Source organism: Niabella sp., assembly GCF_030150205.1.
In the GTDB taxonomy this organism is placed as follows: domain Bacteria; phylum Bacteroidota; class Bacteroidia; order Chitinophagales; family Chitinophagaceae; genus Niabella.
The window spans coordinates 27,506-41,669 of record NZ_JASLGT010000024.1; the positions used below are offsets into that span (position 1 = coordinate 27,506).

The 14,164-nt window shown below is 46.5% G+C and carries 16 protein-coding genes; 4 read left to right on the forward strand and 12 right to left on the reverse strand.

The window, feature by feature from the left end:
- Nucleotides 1-111: 111 nt before the first annotated feature.
- Nucleotides 112-1,323, reverse strand: coding sequence for a DNA polymerase III subunit delta' (locus Q1V85_RS16825; RefSeq protein ID WP_300601676.1), 1,212 nt, complete (start codon nucleotides 1,321-1,323; stop codon nucleotides 112-114).
- 206 nt (nucleotides 1,324-1,529) lie between these two features.
- Between Q1V85_RS16825 and Q1V85_RS16830 the strand changes: the two genes are divergently transcribed.
- Nucleotides 1,530-2,180, forward strand: coding sequence for a TatD family hydrolase (locus Q1V85_RS16830; protein WP_300601677.1), 651 nt, complete (start codon nucleotides 1,530-1,532; stop codon nucleotides 2,178-2,180).
- Nucleotides 2,167-2,892 (forward strand): tRNA threonylcarbamoyladenosine dehydratase, encoded by a 726-nt coding sequence (locus Q1V85_RS16835; protein WP_300601678.1) that lies wholly within the window; start codon nucleotides 2,167-2,169, stop codon nucleotides 2,890-2,892. Before Q1V85_RS16830 ends, Q1V85_RS16835 begins: the two co-directional genes overlap by 14 nt.
- A 68-nt stretch (nucleotides 2,893-2,960) precedes the next feature.
- Here Q1V85_RS16835 and Q1V85_RS16840 read toward each other — a convergent pair whose 3' ends face one another.
- The 6 genes from Q1V85_RS16840 to Q1V85_RS16865 all read right to left on the reverse strand — a co-directional run bounded on the left by Q1V85_RS16840 (nucleotide 2,961) and on the right by Q1V85_RS16865 (nucleotide 8,800).
- Nucleotides 2,961-5,024, reverse strand: coding sequence for a family 10 glycosylhydrolase (locus Q1V85_RS16840; RefSeq protein WP_300601679.1), 2,064 nt, complete (start codon nucleotides 5,022-5,024; stop codon nucleotides 2,961-2,963).
- A gap of 89 nt (nucleotides 5,025-5,113) precedes the next feature.
- Entirely contained in the window at nucleotides 5,114-5,689 is a 576-nt protein-coding gene (locus Q1V85_RS16845; protein ID WP_300601680.1) for a hypothetical protein, read from the reverse strand.
- Between the two features lie 234 nt (nucleotides 5,690-5,923).
- Nucleotides 5,924-7,297, reverse strand: coding sequence for a DNA/RNA non-specific endonuclease (locus Q1V85_RS16850; RefSeq protein WP_300601681.1), 1,374 nt, complete (start codon nucleotides 7,295-7,297; stop codon nucleotides 5,924-5,926).
- A gap of 9 nt (nucleotides 7,298-7,306) precedes the next feature.
- Nucleotides 7,307-7,708, reverse strand: coding sequence for a nuclease A inhibitor family protein (locus Q1V85_RS16855; RefSeq protein ID WP_300601682.1), 402 nt, complete (start codon nucleotides 7,706-7,708; stop codon nucleotides 7,307-7,309).
- A 357-nt stretch (nucleotides 7,709-8,065) separates the two neighbouring features.
- Nucleotides 8,066-8,386, reverse strand: a complete 321-nt coding sequence (locus tag Q1V85_RS16860) for a hypothetical protein (protein WP_300601683.1) — start codon at nucleotides 8,384-8,386, stop codon at nucleotides 8,066-8,068.
- Nucleotides 8,387-8,581: 195 nt separating this feature from the next.
- Nucleotides 8,582-8,800: a DUF4287 domain-containing protein gene (locus tag Q1V85_RS16865; protein WP_300601684.1), complete on the reverse strand. Its 219-nt coding sequence runs from the start codon at nucleotides 8,798-8,800 to the stop codon at nucleotides 8,582-8,584.
- Between the two features lie 257 nt (nucleotides 8,801-9,057).
- Between Q1V85_RS16865 and Q1V85_RS16870 the strand changes: the two genes are divergently transcribed.
- Nucleotides 9,058-9,747, forward strand: a complete 690-nt coding sequence (locus Q1V85_RS16870) for an NAD-dependent epimerase/dehydratase family protein (RefSeq protein WP_300601685.1) — start codon at nucleotides 9,058-9,060, stop codon at nucleotides 9,745-9,747.
- A gap of 26 nt (nucleotides 9,748-9,773) precedes the next feature.
- On the opposite strand, the gene Q1V85_RS16875 is transcribed toward Q1V85_RS16870, so the two are convergent.
- On the reverse strand, nucleotides 9,774-10,238 hold the full coding sequence (locus tag Q1V85_RS16875; RefSeq protein ID WP_300601686.1) for an SRPBCC family protein: 465 nt from the start codon (nucleotides 10,236-10,238) through the stop codon (nucleotides 9,774-9,776).
- Between the two features lie 150 nt (nucleotides 10,239-10,388).
- On the opposite strand from Q1V85_RS16875, the gene Q1V85_RS16880 reads away from it, so the two are divergent.
- Nucleotides 10,389-10,967 (forward strand): ORF6N domain-containing protein, encoded by a 579-nt coding sequence (locus tag Q1V85_RS16880; protein ID WP_300601687.1) that lies wholly within the window; start codon nucleotides 10,389-10,391, stop codon nucleotides 10,965-10,967.
- Nucleotides 10,968-11,023: 56 nt separating this feature from the next.
- Here the strand turns inward: Q1V85_RS16880 and hemL are convergent, their stop codons facing one another.
- The 4 genes from hemL to Q1V85_RS16900 all read right to left on the reverse strand — a co-directional run bounded on the left by hemL (nucleotide 11,024) and on the right by Q1V85_RS16900 (nucleotide 13,944).
- Nucleotides 11,024-12,316 (reverse strand): glutamate-1-semialdehyde 2,1-aminomutase, encoded by a 1,293-nt coding sequence (gene hemL, locus Q1V85_RS16885; RefSeq protein ID WP_300601688.1) that lies wholly within the window; start codon nucleotides 12,314-12,316, stop codon nucleotides 11,024-11,026.
- A gap of 38 nt (nucleotides 12,317-12,354) precedes the next feature.
- On the reverse strand, nucleotides 12,355-12,711 hold the full coding sequence (locus Q1V85_RS16890; RefSeq protein ID WP_300601689.1) for a four helix bundle protein: 357 nt from the start codon (nucleotides 12,709-12,711) through the stop codon (nucleotides 12,355-12,357).
- Between the two features lie 78 nt (nucleotides 12,712-12,789).
- Nucleotides 12,790-13,626: an undecaprenyl-diphosphate phosphatase gene (locus Q1V85_RS16895; RefSeq protein WP_300601691.1), complete on the reverse strand. Its 837-nt coding sequence runs from the start codon at nucleotides 13,624-13,626 to the stop codon at nucleotides 12,790-12,792.
- A 66-nt stretch (nucleotides 13,627-13,692) separates the two neighbouring features.
- Nucleotides 13,693-13,944: a DUF3098 domain-containing protein gene (locus tag Q1V85_RS16900; RefSeq protein WP_300601692.1), complete on the reverse strand. Its 252-nt coding sequence runs from the start codon at nucleotides 13,942-13,944 to the stop codon at nucleotides 13,693-13,695.
- Between the last annotated feature and the right edge of the window lie 220 nt (nucleotides 13,945-14,164).

Here is a 14,164-nt window from a genome sequence, read left to right on the forward strand (position 1 = left end):
GGTTATACTATATCTGGCTAATAAACGGCAAAAATCAGGTTCACGGAACTCACAAAAACTTCAACACCCCATTTGTTTTAAAAAAATCGATTCCTCCTCCTACCAAACACCTCATTCATTCAAAAATACGATTTTGTCTTTAATGATATGATAAATTTTGATGGTGAGCGCCATGAACAGCATTTTACTGTTGGCATTCCGTTCTATATAATAGGCCGCATTATCCAGCTCCGTAATAATAGCTTCCTGCTGTTCCATGCCGGTGATCTTATTGAGACGCATGGCAAAATCCCGGTCTTTTTCGGGATACCCCTCACCGGCATTTTCAAATACCTGCATTTTTAACGCCAGTTGCAACAGGTGGTTAAAATATTGCAGGAACTGTTTTTGCTTCTCCCGGCCCAGCTTGCTGATCTCATCAACCCATTTCGACTGTGCTACCGGACCGGTTTTCATAATCGCATTCAGCCAATCGCGCAGCAGTTCCTGCCAGTCTTCATCGGCATGCTGCATCATTTGCAGCGCCATATGATAATTTCCCTGGCTTACAGCGGCAATGCGGGCCGCTGTTTCCGGGTTGGCATTGTTGCGCTCAACCAGGGCGGCTTCAATTTCCCGGTCTTCGAGCAACGGCACTTTCACCAGCTGCACCCGGCTGAGGATCGTGGCCAGTATCTGGCTCTCATTTTCCGCCACAAATAAAAATACAGTGTTTGGTGGCGGCTCTTCAATCAGCTTTAAGAGCTTATTTCCCTCGTTGCCCAGGTATTCCGGCAACCACATCACCAGTACTTTGTATTCGCTTTCAAAGCTTTTTAGATTTAACTTCTTTATAATGTCGTTGCACTCCTGCGCCGTTATATTCCCCTGTTTGTTTTCTGCGCCAATAAACTGCAGCCAGTCGTAGGCGTTTCCATACATATACCCTTTTAAAAATTCCCGCCATTCAACAATATAGTCGGTACTGATGGGCGGTGACCCTGCTTTTTTGGTTACCACAGGATAACTGAAATGAATATCGGGGTGCGCAAAAGCCGCGGCTTTTACACAGGATGGACAGGTGCCACAGGAATCATACGTAATGGTATCCTGGGGCGGTTCAGGCTCCGCATCGCCAAACAGGGAGGGGCCAGAAGATGCCGCCGAAAGCGGACGGCTGATCCGTTCGCAGACAATATATTGTGCAAATGACAGGGCCAGCGGTAAGGCTCCGCTGCCTTCTTTTCCTAAAAACAAAATCGCGTGTGCCAGCCGGTTCTCCTTCATCAGTTCGGGGAGCTCTTTTTTCAAGTTCTGCTGGCCAATAACCTGCTTAAACTGCATGCGGCAAAAGTAGGAAGAAGGTGCCAGCTGACAGCGTATTAAAGTGGAACAGTGTATAACCTTTTTATTTTCCGTATAGAAGGTACAATTAATGCTGATTTTTACCTCCGCTGGTCTTTCTTTATTGATTTTTGTATGCGATCCGGGTCCTGCATCCCCGGGCTGTTTATCAAAAAGATGTTATTTTGATCAAAAAAACGGGGTTGATGGTTTACACAGATGTTCATACCCATTCCGGAGAAACGGATGCCCAGGTAGTCAGCATTCAAAATATACAGGGGCCGTTTGCGCAAATACCTGCCGGACGCATAGTGAGTGCCGGTTTACATCCCTGGTGGTTACAGAAGGCTGAAAAAGACCTGGCGGCCCTGCAAAAAGCTGCGCTGATGCCCGGTGTGGTTGCCATTGGCGAATGCGGCCTCGACAAACTGGCTAAAACGGACTGGGATTTACAGGTAAAATTTTTCAAAGCACAGGTACAACTGGCAGCAGACCTGCATAAACCCCTGATCATTCATTGTGTAAAAGCTTTTCCCGAAATCCTCTCGCTGTTAAAAGGGATTGCAGTACCGGTAATTTTTCACGGCATTAACAACAAGTTATCTGTAGTTGCACCAGTGCTTAACAGTGGCTACTACCTGTCTTTTGGAAAATCCCTGCTGAAACCCGGTGACGCCATCCGGGCAACATTAAATGCGGTACCGCTTTCACAATTATTCCTGGAAACAGACGATTCCGGAGTTTCCATAAAAAACATTTACAAATCTGCTGCCGAAATAAGGAAAATTGATGAAAATGAAATTGCTTTGCAGCTTTTAAAAAATTTTCATTCAGTTTTCTCATATGCAGGATCTTGACTGGCTGTCGCGCACCACTTTATTGATCGGTAAAGAAAATGTACTAAAACTTACTCAGGCGCATGTATTGGTTGTTGGTTTAGGAGGTGTAGGCTCTTTTGCGGCTGAATTTATTTGCAGAAGCGGGGTAGGCACCATGACGATCATTGACGGAGATGTGGTGGACCCCACTAACCGGAACCGGCAATTACCCGCATTGGCCACCAACCACGGACAAAGCAAGGCCGATATTATGGCAGAGCGTCTGCGGGCCATCAACCCAGAGCTGACGCTACATGTGCAAAAAACCTTTATCAGCCCGGATGCGGTTGCAACTATTTTAGATGCAGCACCCTATCATTATATCATTGACGCGATTGATAGTGTAACGCCGAAAATCACCTTCTTAACAACCGCTTACAATCGTGGCATTCCCATCATAAGCGCTATGGGAGCCGGGGGCAAAATGGATCCCACGCTGCTAAAAGTGGCCGATATCTCCAAAACAATGATCTGTCCTTTTGCACAGCAGGTACGGAAAAACCTGAAAAAAGCCGGTATTTACAAAGGCATTAAAACGGTGTATTCCCCGGAGGCACCAGACAAGGAATCATTAATTCACACAGATGGCAGTAATTATAAAAAATCTGCTTACGGCACCATTTCATACCTGCCCGCAACATTTGGGGCAGTTTGCGCATCGGTAGCCATCCGCGATCTCACCGGCAAATGACGAAGGAGTAAGCGGGCTGGTGCTGCCAAAAAGTTTTGATGCCTGCCAGGCAGACATTGCAGCAATGGTTACCCGCGTGCCGCAGTGTTCTTTGGTTCTTTCAGCCATTCTTTTACCTGCTTTTTTATAGATCCGTTCTCAAACCAGGGATAAATGTTTTTGCCGGGGCAGCTGGTGATCTTACTATGATCGCGATGGGTGGAAATGGTTTCGGGAGATAGCCTGTATTGTTCACAAAGCTGTGCAATAAGCCGAGAGAGTACCACTTTCAGATGTGGGGTGGGCGTTTGCTCTTCATAATTACCCAAAAAGCAGATCAGCAAATGTCCGGTAGGGTCATATTCGGTATTGGTTTCGCCCACTGTAAGCGGGTTACGTCCTTCATATACCGTTCCATCCGGGGCAATAAGGTAATGATAGGGGATATCGGTCCACTTACGATCGGGCCCCATACACCAGGTTTGTATGTTCTTTAACCGCGTGGTGGCACTGGCATTTTCGGAAAGTACTTTACCACCTTCATGGTGCACGGTAATGCGCACCGGTGTATGTTGTTTATATGGTTTTGCATCCGCAGCCTGCCAGCTGCTGCGCGGAAGGATCACTACCTTATTCAACGGCGTTTCTGTTACGGAGCTTTCATTGCCGCTGCGGTCTACAGCGCTTACGGCCACCCGCTGCAGGGCACGTCCGCTCTCCTGTATATTCAATAACAGCGAGCGATCGTCCTGGTTCAGGATCTTATAGCTCCAGCTGGTTCCGTATTGATAATATACGACCCAGTGAAATACATCTTTATCGTTAACATGGGACCACTGTACTGTAACCGCATCTGCCTTTTGTGTAAGGGATACACGGGGAGCTGCCGGAGCCACAGCATCCAGCCATGGACTGGGGGGTACCAGCGCCTGTTTTTTATACGGCCCTTCAACCAGGGCATTGGCCAGCCCCGGATTTTTGGCAACAGAAGAAATACTCCAGTGTACCACGCCGCTGCTTTGTGGCTGCAGGCCCCGGTCTACCATAATTTCATTGATCACCTCCGTAGTGTTGGCACCGCTGGTATCCCGGCCTACACTGATGCCGGGCCATACATGACGGCGTTGTAGGTTTTCAGATGCCCACCAGCCCAGCAATACCGGGAAGCTTTGTTCCAGCCGGCGGATGGGCCAGTATAGCTGTGGTGAAAAATAATCTACCCAGCCTTTATTGAGCCATAACTTCGCATCTGCATACAGTTCTTCATACTGATCAAACCCTGTTACGGATTCAGGATAACCTGGCCGCCAGATGCCAAACGGGCTGATTCCAAATTTAACATGCTTCTTTTCCTTTTTTATTTCGGTATACAGCCGGTGTATAAACGTGTTAACACTTTGCCGCCGCCAATCGCCACGGGACAGTTTACCGCCGGCCTTTTGATATTGTGCCCAGCTGAGGCTATCCGGAAAATCTTCATTGCCATTGTAAGAAGGGTAGGGGTAGAAGTAGTCGTCAAAATGAACGCCGTCGATATTATACCGTTTTACAATATCCATCACCACATTCACCCCATGGTCCTGCGTGGCCTTCAGGGATGGATCAAACCACCAGTAGCCCTCTTTTAATTTTACAACCAGGCCCGGTTTGGTTTTCACCAGGGAACGTTCCGTTACGGGGCCGCCGGAAACATGATGCGCACGATAGGGGTTCAGCCAAACATGCAGCTCCAGCCCCCTGGCATGTGCAGCATCGATCCAGAATTGCAGCGGATCATAAAAGGGCTCCGGTGCTTTTCCCTGAGTGCCGGTAAGAAAATAGGACCAGGGCTCCAGCGCACTTTTATACAAGGCATCGGCCTGCGGCCGTACCTGGAAAATGACCGCATTAAAATGATGGGCCTGCAAAAAGTCCAGTAATGCGATGGCTTCTTTTTGCTGCTGTTCAACCGGCAAACCGGGCTTGCTGGGCCAGTTGATATTCGCCACCGTGGCTACCCAGGCTGCCCGGAATTCGCGCGGCACCTGCGGAATTGGGGAAACATCCCGGTCCGGCATGCTGCCGATGGTTACACCGGTTCCGTCCGAAGCATAGGTAACCTCACAGAAAATAAGCATCGTGTACGCTGCAAGCAGCAGGAACTTTTTATACATAGCATGTTAGAGTAGAGCGATAAATGTACGGCAAATATTCCGGTTGTCTGCCACAAATACCTGCCCACATCCTGCCCTAATACCTATGGTTACCGGTCATCAACTGACAATAGCGCTTCATTTCTTTTTTTGATCATTTTAATCCTGGGATCAACGTTCACATCAAACTGCCCTTTAGAAAAGAGGATAACCAGGGTATCGCCCTCATTTGCCAGTTCATACCCGTTGATCGGCCTTGTCAGAAAACGCTTATCCAGGCTGGTGTCTTTCAAAAGCAGCGGCCATTTTGTATTCGTATGTTTATAAGCATGCATCACAACGTATGCCTTTTCCGCTGTACCCTTGCTTGAAAAGCGATTTGCAAACAGGGTAGTGTATATAAACGCTTTGTCAAAAACCAAAAGAGAAAAGAGTACTCCCAGTATACACCTAAAGCCCCAATAAAAGATCTCGTTACGTTTATGATCTCTCCGTATACCAAGTAAAAAAACAAGCAACACTCCAATGATATTGATCCACAGAAAGGCCGTTCTGGCCCGGGATCTCAGCGCACGAAAATCATAATGCAGATAATGGTGTTCTTCATCAGAAAAGTAAAAAAACACCAGTAGCCCTATCGCTAACGTCAAAATATTTATCCAGTGCTTTTTAAGGAAAGGGGTCATATGCGTTTTGTTTTGTTGGAAGCAGTATCATATGCTGGCAAAGATCTTCTTTTTGGCATAAAAAAATCCGTTTTTTAACGCCCTCCCTACAATATTTTAAAAGGGGATGTATAAAAAGTAAAATGAAGGCGTTGGGAATCGCATAAATGAAAACTTTTCCCATCCCTCCCCGAATAAAAAGAGGCTGTCTCGGACTTTTGAGACAGCCTCTTCCATTAATCAAAATAACCGGTGTTATCCGGGGTCTTTTTTTGTTTCCACTGCGTTTTGGATCTCGGTACTCAGCTTTGAGAGCAGGTTGTACCCGGTGGCCGTTTCAATATCACGCACCGTGGTGATGTATTGTTTCCAGTCTGCATTTACCGTATTGGTATTGGGCGTATTCACCGCCAACACCCGTGTACTGGCAGTTACCCGTGAAAGATCATTGTCGCCATTATCTATAAACACCACTACTTTCCATACATTGGTGGGCACGGTAATTTTGCCATTATCAATGGTTCCTGCACTGCCATAGCTACCCATGATCACATAGGCTTCTTTACCCGCTGTAACCTGTGTGCGGATATACTGTTCCAGGTTGTTCCAGGTCTGTTGGTTGTTCTGCGGTGTTTGCGGAATCATATTGGTCATCAGGAATGTAGCAGAATTGGCCGCTACGCTGCTGGTACGGTCTGCACTTGGGCAGTTATGTCCACGGTCGAACCCGGATCCCATATAAGAACTGGATTGTACCTTATACCATCCGCTGTACAAACCGGCCCAGGCAGCAAAATTATCCTGACGGTCTGCCACCCCGGTAATATTGCTGGCATCAATATGCCAGGCCACCCAGTTGGGTGTTGCTCTTGAACTGGAATAGGATTCGATATAATAGTGCTGGTTAATGAGGAAGTTCTCTGCCATAGTAAGCACCGAATCGGCGTTTGAAGGATTACCAAATAATAGATTGGAGTTATCACCGGTAAGCGGTGGAGCATCCGGCCCGGCGATCACATAGCGGCCCGCAGCCGGGGAGGTGGTATCGCCCCCGCCAGGTATGGTATCTGAAGGATTTTTAAACCCCGGGGTATTGGATGCGCCCGAAAAAATAACATTGTCGATATTGATCCGGGTGGTCCCCGTTTTTATGATACGCACCTGAACGGGCTGTATGCTGGTGACCAGGAAACTGTCTAACCGGAAGGTTTTACTGTTTACGGTAACCGGGCTGCCAACATCGGAAAATGTTTGTCCGTCGATACTCGTCTGAAAATTCCAGGTCGAAGGGCCATCCGATCCATAGGTGGCAGATAGCACATATACTTTTTTCAGACCATTGATTTTAAAATTAGTGGTAATGCTGCCACTCCTCAGCCGCACCGACCAGGAGCTGTCTTTGGTATCGGCAGCAGTATTGCCAATAAGGGCATCATTGAATGACCAGCTGCCGGTTTTCAGTTCCACATCTGCCAATGCATATGCGGCTTTTTTACCCGATTCAAAGCTTTCCGTAACTACGTAACTGCTGTCTTTTGCAACAGGCGGTTGTTCAACCGGTGGATACTTGGTACAGCTGTAGAGGGCCACTATGAACAGCAGCGATAAGAAGGCGTTTATTTTTTTCATAACTGGGGTTTACGATTCTATGGAGATGGTCTTTACACCGGCGATGGTTTGGTCGGGTAAAACACCCAGGATATAGACCGGCACCTGCACACCAGCTTCTACGCGGTATACCTGCAGATGAGTCAGCTGGGTATCTAAAAAATCAAAGAGATCTTTTATCTTCTTTGCATTCGCCACAATAATGGCATCTCCCGGATCTGCGCCGCGTTCAATTTTAGAAAGAAATTGTGCTGCAGTTAGGATTTTTACCTGGGTAGTTGCTGCGGCGGACAGAGCCGCTACTTTAGCTGTTATTGCGTCTGGTGACAGTGCGCCCAGTTGTTGCGCTTCAAAAGGGTATTCAGATTCACTGATAAAAAAAACGCCTTGGGTATATTCCTGTAAACGGGTTGCGAAATCGGATATATTCATACATCTAAAGTAGGTAAATGCCCGGCGCCGCAATGCTGTTAACAGAAAGATAATGTACAGCAACCCGGCTCAAAAAAGGGAAATGATCCATATGGCAACAATGCAAAGTGCTTCCTGCATGACGCACAGTTATCACCTGTAACGCATTCATGATTATTGAAGTGCCGGATCATTGCAATCGCTGTATACAATGCTGTATTGAATCAGCGCATTGAACCGTTTGCTATCCCGGGGCAACATAGCTTTCCTGAGTGCCGGAAAGCGCTGCCGGCACAATATTTGAATCAGGGCGAAGCAGGTTACCGGCTCAGATGATCGGATTAGGCAGGTAACGATTTTTGAAACTTCGGTGATCAATTATGCGTCTTCGACCTTGTCTTCTGCTTTTTCTGCATTTTCGATGATATCGCCTTCTTTGAACAAGATGTTCTTTACAACAAGCCGCCATTCTTTCTTTTTACGCAGCAAAAATTCAAGGTCCATTGCAAAATGAATGAACTCTTCCTGCTGGGCATGCTGCATTATTTTTTTGGCGTCCCGGTCCTTTTCTACGTGGATCCGTTGCTCATACCAGTCGATGGCTTCGGCTTCTTCAATCAGCGATTGTATCATACGTGCAAAAGTGCGTACCGGTTGTGAGAGCTCTTCCGGTGGCTCATGGTATTGATCAAATCCCATTGTGGTTGGTTTTACATGAAGAGATATACAACGTAAACCACTATGCAAATTTTACGCCATCTTTGAACAGCCGTTACGGTTTCAGGCGAAAGCATGTAACCAATAGCGATGACGATGGATATTTAAACAGCTACGTCTGATAGCTCTCTACACCTAAATAACAGACAGGGCGCGCTGTCAGTTTTGTAAACCTCATTATTCCGTCTTTCCCTTAAACGTGGCATAAATAGCCATTGCGTGCCCATGGCCCAGCTCAAATGTTTCTTTAAGCCAATTGGTAATTTCGGTTGCTTTCACAGCAGGAGCGATTTGGCCGTCTTTCAGAAACCCTTTCTTTTCCGCCAGCTGCTTAAAATCTTCCGGGCTTTTACCGGTCTTCTTTTTAATATTATCGATATAGGCCTGAAATGACATGCTATGGTATTTTAACCGGTGAATAATAGAATTCATTGCAAAGCTAACAGGAAATATTTTATGCATCGATCGCCTCCAAAGACAATTCCAGGGGGCATTTGCGTCGTATTGACCCGTTGCCGCTTCAGATCTGTCCATTTCATGCTGCTGGTATTGATTCCAATCCTTTTTTATATTGCTGCACAGATGTTTTACTTTTACAGGAACAAGTCCGGCTTGGTCGGCAAATAGAAAAGCCGGTTCATCGCTTTTTAAAAATGAAATTGAAGGTCATCATAACAGGAGCTACCGGTATGGTAGGCGAGGGCGTGCTGCAGGAATGCATAAAGAATCCGGCAGTAGAAAAGATCCTGCTCATCAACAGGAAGCCAACCGGTTATTCCCACCCAAAGATCGAAGAGATCCTGCACGGCAATTTCAATGATATCAGCCCGGTTGCAGACCGGATAAAAGGGTATGATGCCTGTTATTTTTGCCTGGGCATTTCATCTGTGGGTATGAAGGAACCGGATTACTACGCAGTTACTTATACCCTTACCCTCAATTTTGCAACGGCTCTGGCTGGTCAAAACCCGCAGATGACTTTTTGTTATGTTTCCGGTGCGGGTACGGATAGTACGGAACAAGGGCGGCAAATGTGGGCCAGGGTTAAGGGGAAAACAGAAAACGACCTGTTGAAGCTACCTTTTAAAGCAGTGTATAACTTCCGGCCAGCGGTTATGAGGCCCACAAAAGGTGCGCGGAATGTAAAAGGCATTTACCGGGCAATCCTCCTGCTGTTTCCATTATTCCGGGCATTCAACGGCACTTATTTTTTAACGCTTGAGGAAGTGGGCAAGGCCATGATCCATATCGTGCTTCAGGGCAACCCGAGGCCGGTAGTTGAAGTAAACGATATTGCCCGGCTCTCCAAATTCGGCGCCAGTGCGGATAAAACAGCGCCATAAATGGCGTTCCTCCCTCGATTTCTGGCTTACAGTAAGAATGAATTTCTGTCCTTTCCGGATTCAGCAACGGCTTTGATAATCTGGTTGCGCTTTGATAAAAAACGGGTAAGATAACGCTTCATAACCATGGCATCAACCATCCGGCCAAGTATACCCAGGGGCGATTGAAAACAGAATACATCCTTCATTAAGGTTCCACCTTCTATACGGCTAAAATAATGATCGTGCTTTATAAACCGGAAGGCGCCGCGCAACTGCTCATCCCTGAAATGAAACGGGTGGTGAAAGGCTGTTATTTTTGAGGTCAGTTGCTGGCGGATTCCGAAATGAGTGGCCTGCCAGGTTACCGTTTCATCAGCACCGATTAATCCGCTGGTTCTGCCGGCAACAGCCTTTTCCCTGGTTTGAGCCGTTGAAAGGCTGTGCAGGTCAATACTTCTTGCCAAATCGAAACAGGTTTCGATATCCGCATTGATTATTGTTTCCAGCATTATAACAGGCATGTGTATCAGGGTTGGGAGTAAATGGATGTATCAAAGATACAGGGCAGGCGGGCAGCTATACAACACCAGTCACAGGAGCCGCGTCCAAACAAATACGTTAAATATAATTATCATATCTTTATATGAAATAAATAACCTATGCAAATTATCCGAAGCATCCAAAACCGCATCTATGAGATTCGCGGGGAAAGAGTCATTCTTGATTTTGATCTTGCTGTTCTTTATGATGTTGAGACGAGAGTCCTTAACCAGACGGTAAAAAGAAACAACAAGCGATTTCCAAAAGATTTTATGTTTCAATTGACCAGACAAGAATTTGCGGCGTTGAAACCAGAAATTAATAAACTTTATAATGATGAATATCAATCGATTACGGATATGTCATCACAAATTGTGATGACATATCCGGGAAAACGGCCCAAGACTGCCCTGCCCTATGCCTTTACGGAACAGGGCGTGGCTATGTTGAGCGGCCTGTTGAACAGTGATAAAGCGATTCAAATGAATATTGCCATCATGCGCGCCTTTGTAGAGATCCGGCGCATCGTACTGGAGCAGGGCAATATACAGGATCAGTTAAAACAGATCCAGCAGCGCATCACAGAACATGATGTACAGCTTTCCTCAATTTATGATGCCATAGAAAATTTGCTGGACGAAAATGCAGCCCGTCGAAAATGGGACAACCGGGAACGGATCGGGTTCCATGCAAAATAGCGATCGCATCCTTTGCAATGGTGATGTGCCATCATCTGGCCGGTTCAGGCAATTGATCAGCCGATCTCTTCCAGGCTTTCTTTTACAGCCTGAATGGTCTGATCCAAATCATCCTTTGTAAGCGCATTGTTTAAAAACCAGCTTTCAAAGGCAGACGGAGGCAGGTAAATACCCCGTTTTAACAAGGCATGAAAAAACCGGTTAAATCGTGTAAGGTCCGAAGCCGCTGCTGTAGCAAAATTCACCACCGGCTGACCGGAAAAATGAACACTGATCATACTGCCAAACTGGTTGATCACATAGGGCTGGCCCCAGGCTTTCAAAACCGCATCCAGCCCGTCTTTCAGGTAGGTGGTTTTGTCGTCCAGTTCCATCAGCAATTCCGGAGTTTCCTTCAGTGCACGCAGCAGGGTAATACCCGCCGTCATTGCTACCGGGTTGCCACTGAGCGTACCGGCCTGGTACACACCTCCCAGCGGAGCCACCACTTCCATAATATGCTGTTTACCTCCAAAGGCGCCAACCGGCATCCCCGCCCCGATCACTTTACCATAGGTTACCAGGTCTGCATCAATACCCAGGCGCTCCTGCGCACCACCCAGTGCCAGGCGGAAGCCGTTCATTACTTCGTCAAAGATCAGTACGATCTGCTCTTCATCACAAATGCGGCGCAGTCCCTCAAGAAAACCAGGTTCCGGAATGATACATCCCATATTCCCAGCCACCGGCTCTACAATAATGGCCGCAATTTCATCTTTATGTGCCTGAACCAGTTGTTCTACCCCCGCCAGGTCGTTATAGGCACAGGTTAATGTATCATTGGCCGCGCCGGCAGTGATTCCCGGAACGGTTTGTATATTAAAAGTAGCAACACCACTGCCCGCTTTTACCAGGAAGGGATCTGCATGCCCGTGGTAACAGCCCTCAAACTTTATAAATTTATTCCGCCCGGTATAGCCACGGGCTACCCGGAGCGCACTCATGCAGGCTTCGGTACCGCTGTTTACCATACGGATCAGGTCTACATTAGGCACCATCGATTTGATAAGCTCCGCCATTTCTATTTCGATCTCCGTAGGAGCACCAAAGGAGGTGGCTTTTTCCACCTGTTGCTGAATGGCTTTTACTACCGGCTCGTATCCGTGTCCCAGGATCATGGGCCCCCAGGAAGCGATATAATCAATATAGCGCTGCCCTTGTACATCATACAGATACGCGCCCTTTGCTCTTTCAAAAAACACGGGCGTACCTCCTACACTTTTAAAGGCCCGCACGGGTGAATTAACACCACCGGGGATGCTCTTTTGTGCGCGTTCGAATAATGATCTGCTGGATTCGTATGTATACATGATGTGAATTGTGAATGGTCAATAGTGAAAGTGCAAAGCTACTTTGAATTGATCAAACCGGTAAGTAGTTTGAAAGAACTTTGAAGTTTTTCTCCCAGATTCTCGATCGGGTAATTATTTAGATATTCAAGCGCCGCAGCGGCATCAAAGGCGGCATCTATTTCAATTACCGATCCCCTGGCTATTTCATAGTAACGTTTCCTTTCAAGTTCCGACTTTCTGGATGCGCCTTCTGCAATATTTAATACATTAGATAATGCAGCCCTTCTTATTTGCGAAGCCATCCCAAATTTTTCGTAGTCGGGTAACGTTTTTGAGAATTTGTAACATTCAATGAGAAGTCCCTTTGCACTTTTGTAGACCTCAAGATCCTGGTGATTTAATTTTAAGAACATATGATTAGCATTTAACCATTAAGATAGTCAATTTTCCTTCACAATGCGTCCATTCACCATTGACCATTGCCTATTTACTTATGCAATCACGCCTTTATAAATCAATATCAACAGCACCGCACCGGCAACGATCCGGTACCAGCCGAAGGCTTTGAATCCGTATTTTTTCAGAAAATCGATAAAGAATTTAATGGCCAGGATGGCTACTACAAAGGCTACCACATTGCCCACTATAAACGCAATGGTATTTTCTTTTGAGGCCAGGATCAATTCATAGCCTTTTTGCGTAACACCACCCTGGTTCCATTTTTTCAGGAAAAGTGAGTACAGGGTTGCGGCAGCCATGGTAGGTACCGCCAGGAAGAAGGAAAATTCCGCTGCAATATTACGGGTCATTTTCTGTTGCATACCACCGATAATAGAGGCTGCGCTCCGGCTTACACCGGGAATCATCGCTATTACCTGCCAAAGCCCGGTAATAAAGGCCTTTGGATAAGAGATCTGGTCTACCGTTTTAACCGTTGGATGGTTAAAGAGTTTGTCGATAAACAACAACACAAATCCGCCGATCAGCAGTGTAGTAGCCACCACCGTGGGGCTTTCCAGTAGTTCATCAATTTTATCAGCAAACAAATAACCCAGCACCAGTGCCGGGATAACTCCAACAATCAGTTTAAAATAAAACGTCCAGTTAATACCACCCTGGGCTTTTGAAGGAAAAAACCGGCGCCAGTACAATACCACCACCGCAAGGATGGCACCCAGCTGAATGGCCACTTCAAACAGTTTGGTAAACTCCTCTTTTTCAATGCCCATAAAAGAGCTGGTAATAATCATGTGCCCGGTGGAGGAAATGGGGAGGTATTCCGTTATACCTTCTACAATTGCAATGATAATAGCCTGAATAATGCTCATAAAGTATCTTTAAAAAAATAAGGCGACACAAAAGTAGTCGCCTTTAAATTTCTTATCGAAGTTTTTTTACTTTTTTTCGGGAGCTGATTTTTTAAAAATCGCATACACTTCAATGATCAACCCGATAAAGATAATGATCGGCGCAACGGTAATACGGGTAGCGCTGTAGACCTCATCCCGGTTAAACACCGCCGGATTGGCGCTTTTTCCGCCCGACATTAAAAACATGCCCAGCGCAATCACAACTGCTCCAATCAGCATCCAGGTATAATTGGACTTTGAAAACATTGAAGGGGCACCATTTGTAGAAGTAGCCATATGCTGACAATTTTAGGGTTGCAATATAATATATTATATGCAATGCCCGAATTCCGGGAAGCAAAAAGCCCCTTCATTTAATCATTTTTTACAAAAACGGCCAGTAGCGGCCATTTGCCCGCGGCTTCCATAACCTACCTGGATGCCGCAACCCGTAAACCCAATCTGCGAATCTGCGGCTTTTGCGCTCAAAATACCCACCAGACCTGCCTTTTTGCAA

Excerpts from the sequence above, each read along its gene's own strand:
- Q1V85_RS16825 (WP_300601676.1), bottom strand. The coding sequence starts at position 1,323 with ATGCAGTTTAAGCAGGTTATTGGCCAGCAGAACTTGAAAAAAGAGCTC.
- Q1V85_RS16830 (WP_300601677.1), top strand. The coding sequence starts at position 1,530 with ATGGTTTACACAGATGTTCATACCCATTCCGGAGAAACGGATGCCCAG.
- Q1V85_RS16835 (WP_300601678.1), top strand. The coding sequence starts at position 2,167 with ATGCAGGATCTTGACTGGCTGTCGCGCACCACTTTATTGATCGGTAAA.
- Q1V85_RS16840 (WP_300601679.1), bottom strand. The coding sequence starts at position 5,024 with ATGTATAAAAAGTTCCTGCTGCTTGCAGCGTACACGATGCTTATTTTC.
- Q1V85_RS16845 (WP_300601680.1), bottom strand. The coding sequence starts at position 5,689 with ATGACCCCTTTCCTTAAAAAGCACTGGATAAATATTTTGACGTTAGCG.
- Q1V85_RS16850 (WP_300601681.1), bottom strand. The coding sequence starts at position 7,297 with ATGAAAAAAATAAACGCCTTCTTATCGCTGCTGTTCATAGTGGCCCTC.
- Q1V85_RS16855 (WP_300601682.1), bottom strand. The coding sequence starts at position 7,708 with ATGAATATATCCGATTTCGCAACCCGTTTACAGGAATATACCCAAGGC.
- Q1V85_RS16860 (WP_300601683.1), bottom strand. The coding sequence starts at position 8,386 with ATGGGATTTGATCAATACCATGAGCCACCGGAAGAGCTCTCACAACCG.
- Q1V85_RS16865 (WP_300601684.1), bottom strand. The coding sequence starts at position 8,800 with ATGTCATTTCAGGCCTATATCGATAATATTAAAAAGAAGACCGGTAAA.
- Q1V85_RS16870 (WP_300601685.1), top strand. The coding sequence starts at position 9,058 with ATGAAATTGAAGGTCATCATAACAGGAGCTACCGGTATGGTAGGCGAG.
- Q1V85_RS16875 (WP_300601686.1), bottom strand. The coding sequence starts at position 10,238 with ATGCTGGAAACAATAATCAATGCGGATATCGAAACCTGTTTCGATTTG.
- Q1V85_RS16880 (WP_300601687.1), top strand. The coding sequence starts at position 10,389 with ATGCAAATTATCCGAAGCATCCAAAACCGCATCTATGAGATTCGCGGG.
- hemL (WP_300601688.1), bottom strand. The coding sequence starts at position 12,316 with ATGTATACATACGAATCCAGCAGATCATTATTCGAACGCGCACAAAAG.
- Q1V85_RS16890 (WP_300601689.1), bottom strand. The coding sequence starts at position 12,711 with ATGTTCTTAAAATTAAATCACCAGGATCTTGAGGTCTACAAAAGTGCA.
- Q1V85_RS16895 (WP_300601691.1), bottom strand. The coding sequence starts at position 13,626 with ATGAGCATTATTCAGGCTATTATCATTGCAATTGTAGAAGGTATAACG.
- Q1V85_RS16900 (WP_300601692.1), bottom strand. The coding sequence starts at position 13,944 with ATGGCTACTTCTACAAATGGTGCCCCTTCAATGTTTTCAAAGTCCAAT.